Source organism: Geodermatophilus sp. SMS 5-13, assembly GCF_059428245.1.
Map to the genome: position 1 here is coordinate 4,523,176 of NZ_CP165729.1, position 20,494 is coordinate 4,543,669.

The window sequence follows — 20,494 nt, forward strand, 5'->3', positions numbered from 1 at the left end:
CGCTGGGCATCACAGGGACGGTGAAGCGATCCTGGGTGACCCTGGTGGCGGCGACCGTGCCGGCCTGCGTGCTGCTGACCGGCTGCGCCACGGTGGTGATCGGCCGGCCCGGCGGGCTCCGGACCACCGCACCGGAGGTCGAGAACAGCGAGCTCACCATCGTCGGCGCCGTCGACAGCCCGGTCGACCACGAGGTCCGCAACGCCCTGGCCGACCTGCAGGACTACTGGGCCCAGCAGTTCCCCGACGTGTTCGGCACCTCGTTCCCCCCGCTGAAGGGCGGTTACTTCAGCGTCGATCCCGACGCCGTCGACCCCAGCGCGTACCCGCAGGGGATCGGCTGCGGCCAGGATCCCGCGGCGGTCGAGGGCAACGCCTTCTACTGCGCCGAGCCGGGGACCCCGAACTCGGACTCGATCAGCTACGACCGGGCCTTCCTCGGCGAGCTGGCCGATCAGTACGGCCGGTTTCTCCCGGACCTGGTGGTCGCGCACGAGTTCGGGCACGCGGTGCAGGCCCGGGTCGGCTCGCCCGGGGCATCGATCGCCACCGAGACCCAGGCCGACTGCTTCGCCGGTGCCTGGACGGCGTGGGTCGCTGACGGCTCCGCCGCGCACGTGACCCTGCGGACGGCGCAGCTCGACGACCTGCTCCGCGGCTACCTGCTCCTCCGTGACCCGGTCGGCACGAGCTCCGCGGCACAGTCCGCGCACGGTTCCGGCTTCGACCGTGTCGCCGCCTTCCAGGAGGGCTTCGACGACGGTCCGGCCGCGTGCCGCGACGACTTCGGGCCCGACCGCGTGTTCACCCAGGGCCAGTTCCAGACCGACGAGGACATCGCACGCCAGGGCAACGAGAGCTACTCGAAGCTGCAGGAGCTCATGGAGAAGGGGCTGACGGGCTTCTGGACCAGCGCGCTGCCCGACGTCTTCGGCGAACAGTTCCCCGACGTGAGCCTGGAGCCGTTCAGCCGGCCGCCGGCCTGCGCCGACGCAGACCTGCTGCTCGTCTATTGCGCCGACAGGCAGCTGATCGGGTACGACGAGCCGGATCTCGCCCGGCCGGCCTACGAGCTGGGCGACTACGCCGTCGTCACCGCCGTCTCGATCCCCTACGGCCTGGCCGCCCGCGACGCCCTGGGGCTGTCGGACGACGACCGGGCCGCCTACGAGTCCGCGGTCTGCCTGTCCGGGTGGTTCGGCGCCGCGGTGACCACCGGACAGGTCCGCGACGTGCTCATCTCACCGGGCGACCTCGACGAGAGCGTGCAGTTCCTGCTGCAGTACGGCGGCGACGACCGGGTGCTGCCGGGTGTCGACCGGTCCGGGTTCGAACTGGTCGACCTCTTCCGTCAGGGATTCATCCAGGGCCCGGCCGCCTGCGACGTCGGCGCCTGAGAAAGGACCCCCCTGCCCCTCACTGCTCGCAAGCTCGCAGCGGGCCCCTGCAGCGGGGCCTCAGAACAGGGCGAGGGAGAGCTGCCGCCGGGCAGCAGCGACCCGCGGGTCCTGGTCGCCGACGATCTCGAACAGCTCCACCAGGTGCTTGCGCGCCTGGTCGCGGTCATCACCGGCGGTGCGGCGGACGACGTCGAGCAGCCGGTCGAAGGCCGCGTCCACGTCCCCCATGCCGAGCAGGAAGTCGGCGGCGCGGGTCTGGGCGGTGACGTCGTCACGGGCGGCGTCGGCCTCGGCGAGCGCGTTCGGCCCGGCCTCCTCCGCGCGGCGGAACAGCTGGACCTGACGCAGCGCCAGGCCGGCCTCGGGGTGGTCGGGGTCCTCCGCGAGGATCGCCCGGTAGGCCTCCTCGGCCGCGGCCAGGTCGCCGCTCTCGAGCGCGGCCTCGGCGGCGTCCAGCCGCGGGTCGTCCAGCGGGGCGCCGCCGTCCTCGGCCCCCGCAACCGTCCCGCCGGTGGCCCGCACGAGCTCGGTGACGAACTCGCGCGCCTGCTCCTCCGGGATGGCACCGGAGAACTCCGCGACCAACTGGCCCTGCCAGACCGCCTTGATCGCCGGGATGCCCTGCACCCGCAGACCTTGGGCGAGCCCCGGGTTGGCGTCCACGTCGATCTTGGCCAGCACCCACGAGCCGCCGCCCTCGACGGCCAGCCGCTCGAGCAACGGGGAGAGCTGCTTGCACGGCCCGCACCACTCGGCCCACAGGTCGAGGACCACCGGCACCTGGAAGGAACGGTCGAGCACCTCGGCCTGGAACGTCGCCTCGGTGACGTCGACGACCGCGCTCCCGGGCGCCCCGGCCGGACCGTCCGCGCTGGGCGGCGGAGCGGCCTGGGCACGGGCGGCGGCCTCGGAGCGGGCCTTGACTGCGGCGAGGTCGACGGCACCGGCCAGCGAGGCGGCCATCTGCGCCTGCTGAGCCTGCGCCCGCGGGTCGGGACGGCCGGGACGAGTGGGCTGCATGTTCCTATTGTCTCCCTACCGGTCGACACCGCGGCCAGGTGCCGTCCCCGACCTGCGCGGAGCCTTCCCGGCCCACCTCGGCGTCAGAACCTCGCGGGCTCGGTGTAGCCGCCCCACTCCGTGCGCAGCGCGTCGCAGATCTCGCCGAGGGTGGCCTCCGCCCGGACGGCGTCGAGCATCGCCGGGACCATGTTCGCCTCGGTCCGGCCCACCTCGACCATGCGCTCGACCGCCTTGCGGGCGGCCTCGTCGTCCCGGGACTTCCGCCGCTCGGCGAGCTCGGCCTTCTGGTCCCGCTCGACCTCGTGGCTGACCCGGAGGATGTCGAGCTGGTCGTGCGCGTCGACCGAACCGGCGTAGACGTTGACGCCGACGACCTTCTTGTCCCCCTTCTCCAGCGCGCGCTGGTAGACGAAGGCGGCCTCGGCGATCTCCCCGGTGAACCAGCCCTCCTCGATGCCGCGCAGGATGCCCGAGGTCAGCGTGCCGTCGGCGCCCATGTCCTTGATGCGGGTGAAGATCTCCTCCGCCTGGCGCTCCAACTCGTCGGTGAGCGCCTCGACGTACCAGGAGCCGCCGAGCGGGTCGGCGACGTTCATGACGCCGGTCTCCTCCATGATCACCTGCTGCGTGCGCAGCGCGATCTGGGCGGCCTTGGCGCTGGGCAGCGCGAGCACCTCGTCGAGGGCGTTGGTGTGCAGGGACTGGGTGCCGCCGAGGACGGCGGAGAGCGCCTCGACCGCCGTCCGGACGATGTTGTTGTCCGGCTGCTGGGCGGTGAGCGAGACGCCCGCGGTCTGCGTGTGGAACCGCAGCTGCTGCGCCTTGTCCGTCGTCGCGCCGTAGACGTCGCGCAGCCAGCGCGCCCAGATCCGGCGGGCGGCGCGGAACTTGGCGATCTCCTCGAAGAAGTCGACGTGCGCGTCGAAGAAGAACGACAGACCGGGCGCGAACTGCTCGATGTCCAGCCCGCGGGAGAGGCCCAGCTCCACGTAGGCGAAGCCGTCGGCCAGCGTGTACGCCAGCTCCTGCGCGGCGGTCGAGCCGGCTTCGCGGATGTGGTAGCCCGACACCGAGATCGGCTTGTACGCCGGGATCTTCTCCGCGCAGTACTCCATGAGGTCGCCGATGAGGCGCAGGTGCGGGTTCGGCGGGAACAGCCACTCCTTCTGCGCGATGTACTCCTTGAAGATGTCGGTCTGCAGCGTGCCGTTGAGCTTCTCGATCGGGACGCCCTGCCGCTCGGCGGCGACGAGGTACATGCAGAACACCGGGACGGCGGGACCGCTGATCGTCATGGACGTCGTGGTGCCGCCCAGGTCGATGCTGTCGAAGAGCACGTCCATGTCGGCGGCCGAGTCGATCGCGACGCCGCAGTGGCCGACCTCGCCGAGCGAGCGCGGGTCGTCGGAGTCGCGGCCCATGAGGGTCGGCATGTCGAAGGCGACGGAGAGGCCGCCCCCACCCTCCTTGAGGATCATCCGGTAGCGCTCGTTGGTCTGCCTGGCGTTGCCGAAGCCGGCGAACTGCCGGATCGTCCACGCCCGCCCGCGGTAGCCGGTGGCGTGCAGACCCCGGGTGAACGGGAACTCGCCCGGGTAGCCGATCCGCTCGAACCCGGGGACGGCGGACTCGTCGGCGGGGCCGTAGACGGGGTCCACCTCGACGCCCGACAACGTGGTGAAGTCGGCGTCGCGGACCTTGCCCGCGGCGAGCGCTGCGTCGTACCGCTGCTGCCACCGCTGACGGGCTTCGTCACTCATGGACAGATGCTAGGACGTCCGAACAACCGCCGCTACGACGTGCGGCTGTCCACCGGCTCCACCTCGGCCACGTCGCCGGCGCCCAGGCGGACGCGGCGGAGGATGCCGAACAGGGTGTCCAACTCGGCGTCCGGCAGGTCGCCCAGGCCGAAGTCCAGGCCGGTCAGCGCGTCGGTGGCGACCTCCACGACCGCGCGGCCCGCGTCGGTGATGCCGGCGAGCACGCCGCGGCCGTCGGCGGGGTTGGGCAGGCGCTCCACGTAGCCGGCGGCTACCAGCCGGTCGATCGCGTTCGTGACGCTGGTCGGGTGGACCATCAGTCGGCTGCCGATCACCTTGAGCGGCAGCCGGCCGGTGCGGCTGAAGGTGAGCAGGACGAGGACCTCGTAGCGGGCGAAGGTCAGCTCGTGCGGCCTGAGCACCTCGTCGAAGCGGGCGAGCAGGATCTGCTGCACGCGGAACACCGACGTCGCTGCCCGCATCGCCGACGCCGGACCGAACCGCTGCTCCCACGTCTCCCCGGCGCGCTCGATCGGGTCGAACGGCAGCCCCAGCGCACGGACCATGGCCGGAACGCTACCGGGCGGTAGGCGCCACCGAGATGCGCGATGACCCACACGAGCGATGTTCGGATCCCGTGGCGACGGCTGTCGACAGACCGTGACCTCCCCAGGGTTCGAAGCCACGCAGTGCCGACAATCGCCGACGTCCTGTGGACGCCGTCGGCGCGAAGACACGCGGACACGGCAGGCTGCCGCGATGCCCGTTGCCGCCCGACGTCCCGCCGAACTGCATCGGAAGGTGTTCCGTGGGTCTGCTGTGGTCGCCGCCGGGCGGCTCACCCGGAACGAGTTGCGCAGCAGCGCCTGGCGCCGGCTCTTCCACGACGTCTACGTCTGCGCCTGCGTGCCCGCGACGCACGCCACGCGTGCGGTGGCGGCCGCCGGTACGTTGCTGCCGGGCTCGGTCGTCACCGGCCGGAGCGCGGCCGTGCTCTGGGGCGTCGATGCCGCGAGTGCCGAGGACGACGTCGAGCTCACGGTGCCGCTCGGCCGGAGGATCACCGCGGTGCGCGGCGTCCGTGTGCGGCGCCGGGACCTGGCCACGGACACGATCACCCTGCGACGAGGTGTCCCGGTCACGAAACCCGCAGCCACGGCCGTGGACATCGCCCGCGGGGCCGGCCAGGACGACGCCGTCATCCTCATCGACCGCCTGATCGCCACGGGGTGGTCGACCTTGCAACCGTGCAGCGCGCCGCGAACGAGGCGTCCGGGCCCGGGAGCCGCCGCGCGAGGGCGGCAGTCGCGCTGGCCGACGGGCTGGCGGCATCACCGCAGGAGACGAGGCTGCGCTTGCTGCTGCGCCGGTCACGGCTCCCCGCGCCGGTTGCGCAGCACGTCGTCCGGGACGCCGACGGATTCGTGGCGAGGGTCGACTTCGCCTGGCCCGAGGTGAAGGTCGCCCTGGAATACGAGGGCCAATGGCACGGTGAGCGCCAGAACGTCGCGCGCGATCGGCGACGGCTCAACCGGCTCACTGCCGCGGGGTGGACCGTCGTGTTCGTCACCGCCGAAGATCTCGACGATCCGGAGCGCCTCACCGCGCGGGTCGCCAGCACGCTGGCTCGCGCCCGCTGAGTGTCGGCAGACCGTGGCCTCGGACGACGCCGAGACCACGGCGTGCCGACAAACGCGGCGGACAACTCAACCCAGCGCGGGGCGAAGCGGCGGCACGCGACGGACGCCGAACACCTCGCGCAGCGCCACCCGGGCCGCGTTGTCGCCGCAGGCGCCGTGCACGGCGGGTCCGGGCGGGGTCGCGGCCGACGCGAGGTACACGCCCTCCACCGGGGTCTTGTAGGTGTTCCACCGCGGCACCGGGCGGGCGAGCATCTGGCGCAGCGTCGCCTGGCCGTTGGAGATGTCCCCGCCGAGGTAGCTCGGGTTCCACTTCTCCATCTCGACGGCGGTCTTGGTGTACCGCTCGACGACGGTGTCCCGGAACCCCGGCGCGAACCGCTCCACCTGGTTCTCGATCGCTTCGGTCATGTCGACGTCCGAGCCGTGCGGCACGTGCACGTAGGCCCAGAAGATGTGCCCGCCCGCGGGCGCCCGCGTGGGGTCGGGCACGGTCGGCTGCACCGCCAGCACGTAGGGCCGGTCGGTCAGCCGCCCCTCGTTCGGGGCCCGCTCCCCCGCGATCGTCTCGTCGAGAGTGCCGGCCAGGTGGAGGGTCCCCGCCCGCCGGACGTCCGGGTTGGTCCAGGGCACGGGCTCCGACAGGATCCAGTCGATCTTGAAGACGCCGGCGCCGTGGTGGTACCGCGACACCCAGCGGCGGTAGCCCTCGTTCACCCGGTCACCGGCCATCGCGACGAAGGCCTCGGGAGTGGTGTCGAGCAGCACGGCGGGAACGCCCTCGAACTCCCTCAGGTCGGTGACGAGGTGGCCGGTCACCACCTCGCCGCCCTGCTCCTCGAGCGCGGTGACCATCGCGTCGGCCAGCTTCTGCGAGCCGCCCTCGATCAACGGCCAGCCGGCGTGGTGCGACAGCATCGTGAGCAGCATCCCCAGCGCCGAGGTGAGCGGCTGGGTCAGGTCGAGCATGCCGTGCGCCGCGGCGCCGGCCAGCAGCGCCTGCGCGCCGTCGGTCTCGAAGTACCGGTGCGCCAGCCAGCGCACGTTCGGCAGCCCGTTGAGCCCGAAGTGCGCGATCTGCAGCGGGGACCGGGTGGGCAGCGACCGCAGCCGGCTGGTGAGGAAGAAGTCGACGACGTCGGTGCCGTGCTCGACCATCGGCCCGAACAGCCGCCGGTAGGCCGCCGCGTCCGGACCGAGACCCGCGGCGGTCTCCTCCAGCGAGCGGCGGGACAGCGACGCCCGCCCGCCGTCCAGCGGGTGCGCGAAGTTGATCTCCGGGTGCACGAGCCGGACGCCGCGGCTCTCCGGGTCGAACTCGCGGAAGAACGGGGCCGCCGCGGCCATCGGCTGCACGATCGAGCAGACGTCGTGGTGGTAGCCGGGGCGCATGAGCTCCTCGGTGCGCATCCCGCCGCCCGGGCGGGCGCCGGCCTCCACCACCTGCACCCGCAGGCCCGCGGCGGCCAGCCGCAGCGCGGCGGCCAGTCCGTTGGGTCCCGCCCCGACGACGACGGCGTCCGGCTTACCGTTCACCAGCCCATCGTCGCCGCGCGGGGCCGCGGCCGCCCGTCAGAGCTGGGCGAGCAGCTCGTCGGCCGCCGAGTACGGGTCGGTCTGACCGGTGACGACCTTGTCCGCCAGCGAGCCGAGCGCCGCGGAGCCGTGCACGTCGCCCATGCGCTCGCGCAGGCCGGCCAGCGCGATCGCCTCGATCTCGCGGGCGGCCCGCTCGCTGCGCCGCCGGTGCCCCTCGCCGGAGGACTCCAGCCACTCGCGGTGCGCCTCGACCTTGGCCACCACCTCGTCGACGCCGTTGTCGGTCTCCCGGGCGGCGACGGTCTTGACGATCGGCGGGCGCCAGTGACCGGCCTCGGAGTGCCGGCCTCCGAGCGAGAGCATGTAGCGCAGGTCGCGCACCGTCTGGTCGGCGCCGTCCCGGTCGGCCTTGTTGACCACGAAGATGTCGGCCACCTCGAGGATCCCGGCCTTCGCCGCCTGGATGCCGTCCCCCATGCCGGGCGCCAGCAGCACCAGGGTCGTGTCGGCCAGCGAGGCGATCTCCAGCTCGGACTGGCCGACGCCGACCGTCTCGATCAGCACCACGTCGCAGCCCGCGGCATCGAGCACGCGCAGCGCCTGCGGGGTCGCCCACGCCAAGCCGCCGAGGTGCCCGCGCGAGGCCATCGACCGGATGTAGACCCCGCTGTCCCCCGCGTGGTCCTGCATGCGGACACGGTCACCGAGCAGCGCCCCGCCCGAGAACGGGGACGACGGGTCGACCGCGAGCACGCCGACCCGCTTGCCCTGCTGCCGGAAGGCCCGCACGAGCGCCGTCGTCGTCGTCGACTTGCCGACACCGGGTGAGCCGGTCAGGCCGAGGACCTGCGCCGTCCCGGTGTGCGGGCCGAGCGCGGCGGCGACCTCGCGCAGCGCGGGACTGGCGTCCTCGACCAGCGAGATCAGCCGCGCCACCGCCCGTGCATCACCCTCCCGGGCGCGCGAGACGAGATCCGGGACGTCGACCTTGCGCCGGCCCCGCCGCCCGGTCGGGGCGGCGGGATCCGGCGTCTGGACCGCGGTCCCCTCGCTCACACGCCCGCCTCGCTGGCGCTCGTCGGGCGAGTTCGCGGCGCTCGCTCTGCTAACCGTGAACTCGCACGCTCGTTCACCGAGCAGGCACGTGGACGATCAGCGCGTCGCCCTGGCCGCCGCCGCCGCACAGCGCCGCGGCGCCCACGCCGCCGCCGCGGCGGCCGAGCTCGAGCGCGAGGTGCAGCACGATGCGCGCCCCGCTCATGCCGATCGGGTGACCGAGGGCGATGGCGCCGCCGTTGACGTTGACCTTCTCCGGGTCGAGGCCGAGCTCGCGGGTGGAGACGATGCCGACCGCGGCGAAGGCCTCGTTGATCTCGACCAGGTCGAGGTCCTTGGGGTCGACGCCCTCGCGCTCGCACGCCTTGGCGATGGCGCGCGACGGCTGGGTCTGCAGGGTCGCGTCCGGGCCGGCGACGACGCCGTGCGCGCCGATCTCGGCCAGCGGGGTGAGGCCCAGCTCGGCGGCCTTCTCCGCGCTCATGACCACGACCGCGCAGGCGCCGTCGGAGATCTGCGACGCGGTGCCGGCGGTGATCGTGCCGTCCTTGGCGAAGGCCGGCTTCAGCTTGGCCAGGCTCTCGACCGTGGTGTCGGCGCGGATGCCCTCGTCCTCGCGGAACTCGATCGGGTCGCCCTTGCGCTGCGGGATGAGCACCGGCGTGACCTCGTCGTCGAACAGCCCGTTCTTCGCGGCCGTGGCGGCGCGCTGGTGCGACGCGGCGGCGAAGGCGTCCTGCTCCTCGCGGGTCAGCTGGTAGGTCTCGTTGGCCCGCTCGGTCAGCGCCCCCATGGCGATCTGGTCGAAGGTGTCCGACAGCCCGTCGTGCGCCATCGCGTCGACCAGCGTGGTGTCGCCGTACTTGGTGCCGACCCGGGAGTTCAGCAGCATGTGCGGGGCCTGGGTCATCGACTCCATGCCGCCGGCGACGACGACCTCGAACTCACCGGCGCGGATGAGCTGGTCGGCCAGGGCGATCGCGTCGATGCCGGAGAGGCAGACCTTGTTGAGCGTGAACGAGGGCACCGACATCGGGATGCCGGCGGCCACCGCGGCCGGACGGGCCGGGTTCTGCCCGGCGCCGGCCTGGAGGACCTGGCCCATGATCACGTAGTCGACCTGGTCGCCGGAGATGCCGGCCCGCTCCAGCGCGGCCTTGATCGCGACGCCGCCGAGGTCGGCGGCGGAGAAGTCCTTGAGCGAGCCGAGCAGCCGCCCCATCGGGGTGCGGGCGCCGCTGACGATGACCGATCGGGGCATGCGAGGCCTCCAGTGCCGGGCCGCCGTCGTTGGCGGCCTGAGTTTCGGGGCGCACCGTGCGGTGCGTCGGGCTGCCGCCCAGGATAGGACGGCGGATCGGCCACCACGCCCGTCGCGACCGCCGACGTGATATACGCCACCCCGGCGCGCCGCTCGGGCAGCCGCAGCGGCATGCTCTGCGCCATGCCCGACGACGCGCAGAGCTTTCCCCGTGAGCTGTTCACGACGATCGACCACGTCGGCATCGCCGTCCCCGACCTGGACGAGGCGATCGCCTTCTACGCGCAGGCCTTCGGCGTGCGGTCGGTGCACGAGGAGACCAACGAGGAGCAGGGCGTCCGCGAGGCGATGCTGGCCGTCGGCGACGGCCAGACCCGCATCCAGCTGCTGGCGCCGCTGACGCCGGAATCGACGATCGCCAAGTTCATCGGCCGCTCCGGACCGGGCCTGCAACAGCTCGCCTTCCGGGTGGACGACGTCGAGGCGGTCAGCGCCACCCTCCGGGAGCGCGGGCTGCGGCTGCTCTACGACGCCCCCAAGCGCGGCACCTCCGACAGCCGGGTCAACTTCGTGCACCCCAAGGACGCCGGCGGCGTGCTCGTCGAGCTCGTCCAGCCGGCCGCGACGGCGCACTGAACCGCGGACTCGCGGTACCGGTTACCGGCCGGTAACCTCCAGCAGCATCCCACCGCCTCCGAGCCAATGAAGACCCGGGAGACGCTAGTGAACGAGATCAGGGACGCGATCCTCGCCGATCAGCTGGACGCCGTGGCCGGGCTGCCGGTGCCGGAGTCCTACCGCGCGGTGCTGGTCCGCAAGGACGAGCAGGACATGTTCGAGGGCCTGGCCACCAAGGACAAGGACCCGCGCAAGTCGCTGCACGTCGAGGAGGTGCCGACCCCCGAGCTGGGGCCGGGTGAGGCGATCGTGGCGGTGATGGCGTCGTCGGTGAACTACAACACCGTCTGGACGTCGATCTTCGAGCCGGTGTCGACCTTCGGGTTCCTCGAGCGCTACGGCCGGCTCAACGACCTGTCCAAGCGGCACGACCTGCCCTACCACGTGGTCGGCTCGGACCTGGCCGGCGTGGTGCTGCGCACCGGGCCGGGCGTGTCCAAGTGGAAGCCCGGCGACGAGGTGGTGGCGCACTGCCTGTCGGTGGAGCTGGAGGACGCCGCCGGGCACGACGACACCATGCTCGACCCGCAGCAGCGGATCTGGGGCTTCGAGACCAACTTCGGCGGGCTGGCCGAGCTGGCGCTGGTCAAGACCAACCAGCTGATGCCCAAGCCGGCCCACCTGACCTGGGAGGAGGCCGCCGCCCCGGGGCTGGTCAACTCCACCGCCTACCGGCAGCTGGTCTCGCACAACGGCGCGAACATGAAGCAGGGCGACGTCGTGCTGATCTGGGGCGCGTCGGGCGGGCTGGGCTCGTATGCGACCCAGATGGCCCTCAACGGCGGCGCGATCCCGGTCTGCGTCGTGTCCAGCCCGGAGAAGGCCGAGATCTGCCACCGGATGGGCGCCGAGCTGGTCATCGACCGCACCGCCGAGGGCTACAAGTTCTGGAAGGACGAGGACACCCAGGACCCCAAGGAGTGGCAGCGCCTGGGCAAGCGGATCCGGCAGCTGACCGGCGGCGACGACGTCGACATCGTCTTCGAGCACCCGGGGAGGGAGACCTTCGGCGCCAGCGTGTACGTGGCCAAGAAGGGCGGCACGATCGTCACCTGCGCCTCGACCAGCGGCTATCTGCACCAGTACGACAACCGCTACCTGTGGATGAACCTCAAGCGGATCATCGGCAGCCACTTCGCCAACTACCGCGAGGCGTGGGAGGCCAACCGGCTCATCGACAAGGGCCTGATCCACCCCACCCTGTCGCGGACCTACCCGATGGCCGACGTCGGCCAGGCCGCCTGCGACGTCAAGAACAACACCCACCAGGGCAAGGTCGGCGTCCTGACCCTCGCGCCCGAGGAGGGCCTCGGCGTGCGCGACCGCGAGAAGCGCGCCCGGTTCGAGACGCAGATCAACCGCTTCCGCGGGGTCTAGCAGGGGTCGCGGCGCGGTTTCTGGGAAGTAGCCGGGAACCGCGCCGCCACGCCACCCGACACGCCGTGCGCGAGCGGAAGGTCTGAGAGGATGGCCCGCATGAGCGACCCGCACCGCGACATGATGCCGATGCACGAGGCTCAGCACTCGTTCGACGTGGTGCTGCGGGGTTACGACCGCAACCAGGTCGCCGAGACCATCGAGCGCCTCGAGGCGGACTTCCGGATCGCGCTGGCCGACCGGGACGCCGCGGTCGCCCGCTCCGCCGACCTGGCCGGCCAGCTGTCGGCGATGCACGGGGAGATCGAGTCGCTGCGCCGCAAGGCCGCGACCGCCGCCGCGCCGACCTTCGAGAACATGAGCGAGCGCATCTCGCACATGCTCCGGCTGGCCGAGGAGGAGGCCGCCGACATCCGGCGGATCGCCGAGCAGGAGGCCCAGGCGGTCCGCGAGCAGACCGCGGCCGAGGAGCGTGCCATGCACGAGCGGCACGCGGCCGGCCAGGCCGAGGTCGAACGGATGATCGCCGAGGCCCGGCAGAACGCCGAGCAGATCGCCAGCAAGGCGCAGATCCGCGCCGACGAGCTGGTGCAGAAGGCCCAGGAGCGGGTGGCCCGGCTCGACGCCGAGTCCCAGGCCCGCCGCGCCAAGGCCGAGGAGGACTTCGAGATCGCCATGCGCGCCAAGCGGGCGGAGGCCGCCCGCCAGGACGAGGAGCGCGAGCGCGTCTCGACCCAGGCCGCCCGCCAGCGGGTCGCCACCGCCGAGCAGCACGCCGCCCAGATCGTCGCCGAAGCCGAGGCCAAGGCGGCAGCGATCCGCGAGGTCCGCGACGAGCTCACCTCCCGGCTGCTGCAGGCCCGCCAGCTGCTCAGCTCGCTGCCCGACCTCGGTGACCGCCCCCAGACCGGCACCGACCGGTCCGCGGCCGAGGAGCGTCGCCCGGAGACCGGCGGCCCGCAGACGGCGCCCCAGACCACCGGGCCCCAGACCAACCAGCTCACCGTCCGCACGGCGGAGGGCGAGTCCGCGGCGGCCCGCCAGCCGATCCGGCAGGAGACCCCGGCGGCCCGCCCGTCCGGGCCGCCCACCGCGGTGCAGCCCGCCGTGACCGCCGACCAGCCCACCGGCCCGGCCGAGCGGCGGCCCGAGCCCGCGGCCAGCGGCGCCCGGATGCCCGTGCCGCCGCGGCCGTCGCCGTCCCCGGCCCCGTCCGGTGGCGGCTCCAGCGCGAGCCCCGTGCAGGGCCCGCCCACCCAGGTCATCGACTCCCCGCCGCAGAACCGGCGGTAACGCCCGGCCTCCCGGCCCCCCGCGACCCCGTCGCGGGGGGCCGGTCCCGTTTCCGCAGCGCGCGCCCGGTAGACAAGGGCTCGTGCGGCGGCTGATCTCCGCCCTGTCCGTCCTCGGGGTGGCAGCGGCGCTCGTCTGGCCGGCACCGCCGGCCGCAGCCGCGGAGACCGGGCGGCTGCGGGTGGCGCACCTGTCCCCCGACTCCCCCGCCGTCGACGTCGCCGTCACCGGTCTCGCCGGCCCGGGCGGGAGCGCGACCGAGCCCGGGCTCGGCTACGGCGCGGTCTCCGCCTACCGGGAGCTGCCGGCCGGCACGTACGCGGTCAGCCTGCGCGCCGCCGGCGCCGACCCGGCCGGCCCACCGGTGCTCTCCACCACCGTCGACGTGCGCCCGGGCTCGGCCCGGACGGTCGCCGCGGTGGGCTCCTTCGCCGACCTGGCCCTGGCGGTCCTCGACGACGACCTCGCCGCGCCGGCGCCCGGCTCCGCGCGCGTCCGGGTGATCGCCGCCGCCGCCGGCGCCCCCCGCGTGGACGTCGACGCTGCCGGGGCACCGCTGGCGACGGATCTGGCGTTCGGCGCCGCCGGCGGCTACGTCGACGTCCCCGCCGGGCGCCCTGCGCTGCGCCTCACCCCCGACGGCGGCCGCCCGACGGTGGTCCCCGTGACGCTGGAGGCGGGCTCGGTCCACAGCCTGCTGGTGCTGGACCGCGAGGAGGGCGGGCTCGAGGTGCGGCCGGTGCGGGACGCCGTGGGCGCCGCCGACGTCGTCCCCGTGGGTGGGGTGCCGGCCGGCGGCGGTTCACTCCCGGGCTTCCTGCGGTCCCTCCTGGCCTCGCTGGTGCCGGCCCCGGCTGCGCTGCGCCTGCAGGTCCCGGCGATCGGCGTCGACGGCCCGCTGCCGCCGCTCGCGGTCGACGCCGCGGGCGTGCTGGTGCCACCGGACGATCCGGCGCGGGCCGGCTGGTTCGCCGCCGGCCCGGTGCCCGGTGACGTCGGCCCGGCCGTGCTGGCGGGCCACGTCGACTCCTTCCGCGGCCCGGGGGTGTTCTTCCGGCTGGCGGAGCTGGCGCCCGGCGACGAGGTGCGGGTGCAGCGGGCCGACGGGACGACGGCGCGCTTCACCGTCACCCGCGTCGCCCGCTACCCCAAGACCGCGTTCCCGACCGCCGAGGTCTACGGCCCGACGCCGGGCGCCGAGCTCCGGCTGATCACCTGCGGCGGCGCCTTCGACCGGAGCCGGCGCAGCTACCTCGACAACGTGGTGGTCTGGGCCCGCCTCGCCTGAGGGACTTTCGGCGCCGAAAGTCCCTCAGCGGCGCCGGCCCCGGGCCCGCCAGCAGGCGGTGTGCCAGTGCCGGCGCCGGTCGGACGCCGAGTCGGTGTCCCAGGGATCGAGGTCGGAGTCGCGGGCGTAGGCGGGCCAGACGACGACGTGCGGCGTCGCCGGCCGGATCTCCTGGTCGCACCCCGGGCAGCGGTAGGGCTTGGTGGACGCCGAGCCGGTCAGCGACCGGACGACCCAGTCGCCGTCCGGCCCCTCCTCGACCGTCTCGGCCCGCGGCGCCGCCGGGCGGCGCGCCGGCGGGCCGCTCCTCCTGCGCCGCGGCACCGGGTCAGCGGCTCGCGTAGTCCCGGAAGCCGCGGCCGGTCTTGCGGCCGAGGTAGCCCGCGGTGACCAGGTGCTCCAGCAGCGGCGCCGGGGCGAAGCCGGGCTCGCGGAACTCGACGTACAGCTCCCGCTCGATGGCCAGGGAGACGTCGAGCCCGACGACGTCCAGCAGCTCGAAGGGCCCCATCGGGTAGCCGCAGCCGACCTTCATCGCCGCGTCGATGTCGTCGGAGGTCGCGTAGTGCGCCTCCAGCATCTTCACCGCGTCGTTGAGGTAGGGGAACAGCAGCGCGTTGACGATGAACCCGGCCCGGTCGGTGCAGGACACCGCGTGCTTGCCCAGCTGCTGGCAGACCGCGTGCGCCGTGGCGGCGACGTCCGGCGCGGTGGCGATGGTGGAGACCACCTCGACCAGCTTCATGACCTGCGCGGGGTTGAAGAAGTGCAGGCCGACGACGTCGGCCGGCCGCTCGCTGGCCTTGGCGCACTCGATGACAGGCAGGCTCGAGGTGGTGGTCGCCAGGACCGCGCCGGGCTTGCAGATCTCGCCCAGGTTGGCGAACAGCGCCTGCTTCACCGCGAGGTTCTCGACGACCGCCTCGATCACCAGGTCCACGTCGGCGAGGTCGTCCAGGGACGTCGTCCCGGTGATCCGGCCGAGGATCGCGTCCCGGGCCGGCTCCTCCAGCCGGCCGCGCACGACCTGCTTGTCGAGCGACCTGGCCAGCACCGTCTGCACCGCCTCGACCTTGTCGGCGCTGCGGGCCACGAAGGTGACGTCGTAGCCGCCCTTGGCGACGACCTCGATGATCCCGGTGGCCATGGTCCCGGAGCCGACGACGCCGACCTTGGACACCGGCCGGGCGCCCTCGACCGCGCCGCCCTCGGCGGGGGTGAGCGCGTCGGGCACGACCTGGGCGGAGTCCCGCTCGGCGTAGGTGTAGAAGCCGCGGCCGGACTTCCGGCCGAGCAGGCCCGCGGTCATCATCTGCTTGATGATCGGGGTGGGCGCGTGCAGCCGGTTGCGCGACTGCTTGTACATCGTGTCGAGGATCTCGTAGGCGGTGTCGATGCCGATGAGGTCCATGAGCGCGAGCGGGCCCATGGGCAGCCCACAGCCCAGGCGCATGGCCGCGTCGATGTCCTCACGGCTGGCGTAGCGGTTCTCGTACATCGAGACGGCGTGGTTGAGGTAGCCGAACAGCAGGGCGTTGGCGATGAACCCGGCCTTGTCGCCGATGGTCACGTCGACCTTGCCCAGCCGCTCGGCCAGCGCCTCGACGTCCTCGATGACCGCCGGGTCGGTGACGACCGTCCGCACGACCTCGACCAGCTTCATGACCGGCGCCGGGTTGAAGAAGTGCATCCCGATGACCTTGCTCGGCCGGCCGGTGGCCACCGACAGCTCGGTGACCGACAGGCTCGAGGTGTTGGTCGCGAGGATGGTGTCCGGCGGGCAGATCTTGTCCAGCGCCGAGAAGATCTCGGTCTTGAGCTCCATGCGCTCCGGCACGGCCTCGATGACCAGCTCGGCCTGGGCGAGGTCCTCGAGCGCGGTGGTGAACCGGATCCGGTCGAAGATCGCGTCCCGCTCGGCCTGGTCGAGCTTGCCCCGCTTCAGCGCCCGGTCGGTGGAGTGCTCGAGGTGCGCGCGGCCGCGGGCCAGCGCCTCGTCGTTCACCTCGACGGCGGTCACCGACAGGCCCGCGCGGGCGAGCACCTCCGTGATGCCGGCACCCATGGTGCCCAGCCCGACGACGCCGACCTCGGTCAGTTCTCTGGCCACGCTGCCAACCCTCCTGCCGTGCGGATCGCGGGAAGTGTCTCACCCCCCGCCATCGTCGTCCCCCGCGGGCTACCCGCCGGTAACCGGGCGGACGACCCGGTCCGCTGGGTCGGCTCGTGATCACCCACCGCGACCGGCCCGCCGGGGGCCGGGTGCCCGTGATCGGCCCGGTCCCGGGGATCCGGCACCGCCCCTAGCCTCTCCGCGTGGCCGAGGACGCCCTGAACCCGCCCCTCGCCGGCCGCGACCGGGAGCTCGCCGTGCTCCGGGACCGCTACGCGGCCGCACGGGCCGCCGTCCCGGGGACCGTGGCCGTCAGCGGCGAGCCGGGCAGCGGCCGCAGCCGGCTTCTCCGCGAGTTCCTCGCCGGCCTGCCGGAGGACACACTCGTCCTCTCGGGGACCTGCCCGCCGGAGGCCGGGCCCCGGCTCCCCCTCGCGCCGCTGCAGCGGGCCCTGGCCGGCTCCCCGGCGGCGCGGCTGTGCACACCGCCGGCGCCCGGATCCCGGCGCCGGCTGTTCTCACAGGTCGCCGCGGCGCTGACCGACCTCGGCCGGACCCGCCCCGTCGTCCTGGCCCTGGACGACGTGCACCTCGCCGACCGGTGCACGCTCGACCTGCTCGGCTTCCTGGCCTGCCACCTGCAGGCGACGCGCACGCTGCTGGTGGTCACCCGACGCTGCTGCGGCACCGACGACGCGGCCGGCCTGGGCCCGTGGCTCCTCCGGCTCGCGCGGGCCGGACGCGTGGTCGAGGTCGAGCTGCCGCCGCTGAGCCCGGCCGACGTCACCTCCGTGCTCGCCGGCGCGGCCGGCGGTCCGGTCGACCCGGACACGGCGGAGGTCGTGCGCCGGCGGTCCGAGGGGAATCCGGCCGCGGCCCTGGCCCTCCTCGCGGCGTGGCCGGCGCGCGGATCGCCGACCGCCGCGGCGATCGCGGCCTCCGCGTCGGCCGGACGGGAGGCGCTCCGCCGGGCCTGCCCCCGGGAGAGCAGCGCGCACCTCGAGTGGGCCCTGGCGCTCTGGGACCGGCTGGGCACCGCCGTCGCGCTCCCGGGCCTCGACCGGCTGGCACTGGTGCGCGAGGCCGCGCTGGCCTGCGCCCGCGCCGGCCGCCCGCACCGCGCGGCGGCGCTGCTGCGGCAGGCCGCGGCCGGTGCGCCGGACGTGGAGAACCGCTGCCGGCTGGTGGAGCAGCTCGCCCGCCACCTCGCCGACGCCGGCCGGGTCGAGGAGGCGCTCGCGACGTACGAGAGCGCCCAGCTCCTGCTGCCGGAGCTACCGGAGGCCGAGCTCACCGCGGCGGTGCAGGCCGGCCGCGCGCGCGTGCTCGCGTCCGCCGGCCGCTACCGCGAGGCGCACCTGCAGGCCCTGACGGCGGTCGCCACCGCCCGGCGCACCGGCGCGGCCGAGGAGGAGGACCGGGCGCTGCGCACCCTGGGCGCCGCCGTCGTCGCGCTCGGCCCGGCCGAGGACGGCGCCGCGCCGCCCCCCACCCGGCTGGACCTCGTCGAGCGCCTCCGGCACCCCGCGACCTCGACGCTCACCCCCCGGGAGCGCGAGGTGCTGTCGCTGGTGGCCTCGGGCGCGAGCAACCGGCAGATCGCCGCGGGGCTGATGATCAGCGAGAAGACCGCGAGCGTCCACGTCTCGAGCATCCTCAGCAAGCTCGGCGCGCGCAGCCGCACCGCGGCGGCGGCCACCGCGCACCGGCTGGGGGTCCTGGGCTGAGCCGTCGCCAGCGAGGGAACTGGGCGGTCTAGGTAGTTTGCCTGATGCCCTCGCCCCGGCCCGCGGCGGACCCTGGACCTCCGCGAGCGACCGGAGGGGGAACGTCAGATGGCCGAGAGCAGCATGGGTTCCGCATCGAGCAGCGGCATGCCGGGCAACGCGATGGACCGGGGCGCGACGGCCGGGGGCAACGCCATGGGCGGCCGCCCGGGCGGCCAGGACCAGACGCCACGCCGCCGCCGCTGCAGCGCGCAGGAGGTCCACCGGCGGCTGCTCAACAGCTCGGAGGAGTACCGCGAGGCGAGGTCCCGGATCGAGACGCGGACCCGCGCGCTCCTCGCCGCTCGTGCCCGCGGGGAGGAACGGTTCCCGGGGGTCGTGCACATCCCGGTCGTCGTCCACGTGGTCTACAACACCGACGACCAGAACATCCCCGACGAGCAGGTCACCAGCCAGATCGACGTCCTCAACAGGGACTTCCGGGCCACGAACTCCGACGTGTCGATCGTGCCGCCGGCGTTCTCGAGCCTGATCGCCGACAGCCGGATGGAGTTCTTCCTCGCGACGACCGACCCGGACGGCAATCCGACGACGGGCATCACCCGGACGCAGACGTCGGAGACGGCGTTCAGCGATGACGACAAGGTCAAGCGGAGCTCGACCGGTGGCGAGGACGCCTGGCCCGCGGACCGCTACCTCAACATCTGGGTCTGCCCGCTCGACAGCGGCGGTCTGCTCGGCTACGCGCAGTTCCCGGGCGGCCCGGCCGAGACCGACGGCGTGGTGATCACCTACACCGGGTTCGGGACGACGGGGACGGCCCAGGCCCCGTTCGACCTCGGCCGCACCACGACGCACGAGGTCGGGCACTACTTCAACCTGTTCCACATCTGGGGGGACGACGGCACCGGCTGCGGCGGGACCGACGAGGTCGACGACACGCCCAACCAGGCCGGCCCCAACATGGGCGTCCCGACGTTCCCGCACGTCACCTGCGAGAACGGGCCGAACGGCGACCTCTTCTTCGACTACATGGACTACACCGACGACCGCGGCATGGTGATGTTCACCAACGGCCAGGCGGCCCGCATGGAGGCCTGCCTCGACGGCGTCCGCTCCTCCCTGGGCGAGGACGTGTCGCGGGCCGGTGGCCGGCCGAGCCCCGCCGGGCCGGTCCCCTCGTGGGGTCCGAACCGGCTCGACGTCTTCGTCATCGGGACCGACCGCGCGATGTACCACAAGTGGTGGGACGGCCGGGCCTGGGGACCCTCCCTCACCGGCTACGAGCGGCAGGGCGGGGTCTGCCAGAGCTCGCCCGAGGTCGCCACCTGGGGGCCGAGGCGGCTCGACGCGTTCGTCATCGGCACCGACCGGGCGGTCTACCACAAGTGGTGGGACGGCCGGGCCTGGGGACCGTCGCTGACCGACTACGAGTACATGGGCGGCGTGTGCCTGAGCCCGCCCCGGGTGGCGAGCTGGGCGCCGAACCGGCTCGACCTCTTCGTGCTCGGGACCGACCGGGCGGTCTACCACAAGTGGTGGGACGGCCGGTCCTGGGGACCGTCGATCACCGGCTACGAGAGCCTGGGCGGCGTCTGCCTGAGCCCGCCGACCGTGGTGTCGTGGGGCAACGGGCGGCTGGACCTGTTCGTCCTCGGCACCGACGGCGCCGTCTGGCACAAGTGGTTCGACGGCCGCTGGGGACCGTCGGTGACGGGCTGGGAATCGCTGGGCGGTGTCTGCACCAGCCCGCCGACGGTGGTCTCCTGGGGCCCGAACCGGCTGGACCTGTTCGTCACCGGCACCGACAGCGCGCTGTACCACAAGTGGTGGGACGGCCGGGCCTGGGGACCGTCGGTCACCGGCTACGAGTACATGGGCGGCGTCTGCACCAGCACGCCGGCCGTGGCCTCGTGGGGGCCCAACCGGCTCGACGTCTTCGTCACCGGCACCGACAGCGCGCTGTACCACAAGTGGTGGGACGGCCGGGCCTGGGGACCGTCGGTCACCGACTACGAGTACCAGGGCGGGGTCATCGTCGGTGAGCCGCGGGTCACCGCCTGGGGCCCCAACCGGCTCGACGTCTTCGTCACCGGCACCGACAGCGCGCTGTACCACAAGTGGTGGGACGGCCGGGCCTGGGGACCGTCGCTGACCGGCTACGAGTACCAGGGCGGGATCATCTCGTCGTTCCGTGCGGCCGCCCCGGCGGATGCGGCGGAGGACCTCCCGGCCGCCGCGTCCGACGACCGTCCGGTCCCCGCGCGGGCCTGATCACCTCCGCGGTGGCGGGGGCGGCGCGGCTCCCGCCACCGCGTTCGGTGTCCGGAAACACCCTG

General features: G+C 73.7%; 16 protein-coding genes and 1 pseudogene. 9 read left to right on the forward strand and 8 right to left on the reverse strand.

All coding sequences use genetic code 11. The features are described from left to right. Nucleotides 1-20: 20 nt before the first annotated feature. Entirely contained in the window at nucleotides 21-1,397 is a 1,377-nt protein-coding gene (locus tag AB3388_RS21870; protein WP_495407422.1) for a neutral zinc metallopeptidase, read from the forward strand. 60 nt (nucleotides 1,398-1,457) lie between these two features. On the opposite strand, the gene AB3388_RS21875 is transcribed toward AB3388_RS21870, so the two are convergent. The 3 genes from AB3388_RS21875 to AB3388_RS21885 form a co-directional block, all read right to left on the reverse strand. Further along, the gene (locus AB3388_RS21875; protein ID WP_495407423.1) at nucleotides 1,458-2,420 is read right to left on the reverse strand and encodes a tetratricopeptide repeat protein; all 963 of its coding nucleotides are present in this window, start codon (nucleotides 2,418-2,420) and stop codon (nucleotides 1,458-1,460) included. A gap of 83 nt (nucleotides 2,421-2,503) precedes the next feature. Continuing rightward, the gene (gene icmA, locus AB3388_RS21880) at nucleotides 2,504-4,183 is read right to left on the reverse strand and encodes a coenzyme B12-dependent isobutyryl-CoA mutase large subunit (protein ID WP_495407424.1); all 1,680 of its coding nucleotides are present in this window, start codon (nucleotides 4,181-4,183) and stop codon (nucleotides 2,504-2,506) included. Nucleotides 4,184-4,215: 32 nt separating this feature from the next. After that, entirely contained in the window at nucleotides 4,216-4,749 is a 534-nt protein-coding gene (locus AB3388_RS21885) for a MarR family winged helix-turn-helix transcriptional regulator (RefSeq protein ID WP_495407425.1), read from the reverse strand. Nucleotides 4,750-4,942: 193 nt separating this feature from the next. Here AB3388_RS21885 and AB3388_RS21890 point away from each other — a divergent pair. After that, nucleotides 4,943-5,302 (forward strand): annotated as a pseudogene (locus AB3388_RS21890) (hypothetical protein); the annotation flags it as partial. A gap of 128 nt (nucleotides 5,303-5,430) precedes the next feature. Continuing rightward, nucleotides 5,431-5,823, forward strand: coding sequence for an endonuclease domain-containing protein (locus tag AB3388_RS21895; RefSeq protein WP_495407426.1), 393 nt, complete (start codon nucleotides 5,431-5,433; stop codon nucleotides 5,821-5,823). Between the two features lie 66 nt (nucleotides 5,824-5,889). Here AB3388_RS21895 and AB3388_RS21900 read toward each other — a convergent pair whose 3' ends face one another. The 3 genes from AB3388_RS21900 to AB3388_RS21910 form a co-directional block, all read right to left on the reverse strand. Next, nucleotides 5,890-7,359, reverse strand: a complete 1,470-nt coding sequence (locus AB3388_RS21900) for a phytoene desaturase family protein (protein WP_495407427.1) — start codon at nucleotides 7,357-7,359, stop codon at nucleotides 5,890-5,892. A 36-nt stretch (nucleotides 7,360-7,395) separates the two neighbouring features. After that, entirely contained in the window at nucleotides 7,396-8,418 is a 1,023-nt protein-coding gene (gene meaB, locus AB3388_RS21905) for a methylmalonyl Co-A mutase-associated GTPase MeaB (RefSeq protein ID WP_495407428.1), read from the reverse strand. Between the two features lie 73 nt (nucleotides 8,419-8,491). Next, entirely contained in the window at nucleotides 8,492-9,679 is a 1,188-nt protein-coding gene (locus AB3388_RS21910; protein WP_495407429.1) for an acetyl-CoA C-acetyltransferase, read from the reverse strand. Between the two features lie 183 nt (nucleotides 9,680-9,862). On the opposite strand from AB3388_RS21910, the gene mce reads away from it, so the two are divergent. From mce to AB3388_RS21930, 4 genes are all read left to right on the forward strand, one after another. Then, the gene (gene mce / locus AB3388_RS21915) at nucleotides 9,863-10,315 is read left to right on the forward strand and encodes a methylmalonyl-CoA epimerase (RefSeq protein ID WP_495407430.1); all 453 of its coding nucleotides are present in this window, start codon (nucleotides 9,863-9,865) and stop codon (nucleotides 10,313-10,315) included. An 87-nt stretch (nucleotides 10,316-10,402) separates the two neighbouring features. Then, a complete protein-coding gene (ccrA, locus tag AB3388_RS21920) occupies nucleotides 10,403-11,734 on the forward strand; it encodes a crotonyl-CoA carboxylase/reductase (protein WP_495407431.1) in 1,332 nt (443 codons plus the stop codon). 99 nt (nucleotides 11,735-11,833) lie between these two features. Further along, the gene (locus AB3388_RS21925) at nucleotides 11,834-13,027 is read left to right on the forward strand and encodes a hypothetical protein (RefSeq protein WP_495407432.1); all 1,194 of its coding nucleotides are present in this window, start codon (nucleotides 11,834-11,836) and stop codon (nucleotides 13,025-13,027) included. Nucleotides 13,028-13,109: 82 nt separating this feature from the next. Beyond that, the gene (locus AB3388_RS21930; protein ID WP_495407433.1) at nucleotides 13,110-14,315 is read left to right on the forward strand and encodes a class F sortase; all 1,206 of its coding nucleotides are present in this window, start codon (nucleotides 13,110-13,112) and stop codon (nucleotides 14,313-14,315) included. 24 nt (nucleotides 14,316-14,339) lie between these two features. Here the strand turns inward: AB3388_RS21930 and AB3388_RS21935 are convergent, their stop codons facing one another. Both AB3388_RS21935 and AB3388_RS21940 read right to left on the reverse strand, forming a co-directional pair. Next, complete coding sequence (locus AB3388_RS21935; protein WP_495407434.1) at nucleotides 14,340-14,639, reverse strand: Rv1322 family protein; 300 nt, start codon at nucleotides 14,637-14,639, stop codon at nucleotides 14,340-14,342. Between the two features lie 4 nt (nucleotides 14,640-14,643). After that, nucleotides 14,644-16,425: a 3-hydroxyacyl-CoA dehydrogenase family protein gene (locus tag AB3388_RS21940; protein ID WP_495407435.1), complete on the reverse strand. Its 1,782-nt coding sequence runs from the start codon at nucleotides 16,423-16,425 to the stop codon at nucleotides 14,644-14,646. Between the two features lie 206 nt (nucleotides 16,426-16,631). Here AB3388_RS21940 and AB3388_RS21945 point away from each other — a divergent pair, with 206 nt between their 5' ends. Together AB3388_RS21945 and AB3388_RS21950 are read left to right on the forward strand one after the other, a co-directional pair. Beyond that, a complete protein-coding gene (locus tag AB3388_RS21945; protein ID WP_495407436.1) occupies nucleotides 16,632-18,155 on the forward strand; it encodes a tetratricopeptide repeat protein in 1,524 nt (507 codons plus the stop codon). 108 nt (nucleotides 18,156-18,263) lie between these two features. After that, nucleotides 18,264-20,429: a DUF8189 domain-containing protein gene (locus AB3388_RS21950; protein ID WP_495407437.1), complete on the forward strand. Its 2,166-nt coding sequence runs from the start codon at nucleotides 18,264-18,266 to the stop codon at nucleotides 20,427-20,429. The last annotated feature ends 65 nt before the right edge of the window (nucleotides 20,430-20,494 follow it).

Excerpts from the sequence above, each read along its gene's own strand:
- icmA (WP_495407424.1), bottom strand. The coding sequence starts at position 4,183 with ATGAGTGACGAAGCCCGTCAGCGGTGGCAGCAGCGGTACGACGCAGCG.
- mce (WP_495407430.1), top strand. The coding sequence starts at position 9,863 with ATGCCCGACGACGCGCAGAGCTTTCCCCGTGAGCTGTTCACGACGATC.
- AB3388_RS21925 (WP_495407432.1), top strand. The coding sequence starts at position 11,834 with ATGAGCGACCCGCACCGCGACATGATGCCGATGCACGAGGCTCAGCAC.
- AB3388_RS21885 (WP_495407425.1), bottom strand. The coding sequence starts at position 4,749 with ATGGTCCGTGCGCTGGGGCTGCCGTTCGACCCGATCGAGCGCGCCGGG.
- AB3388_RS21950 (WP_495407437.1), top strand. The coding sequence starts at position 18,264 with ATGGCCGAGAGCAGCATGGGTTCCGCATCGAGCAGCGGCATGCCGGGC.
- AB3388_RS21875 (WP_495407423.1), bottom strand. The coding sequence starts at position 2,420 with ATGCAGCCCACTCGTCCCGGCCGTCCCGACCCGCGGGCGCAGGCTCAG.
- AB3388_RS21910 (WP_495407429.1), bottom strand. The coding sequence starts at position 9,679 with ATGCCCCGATCGGTCATCGTCAGCGGCGCCCGCACCCCGATGGGGCGG.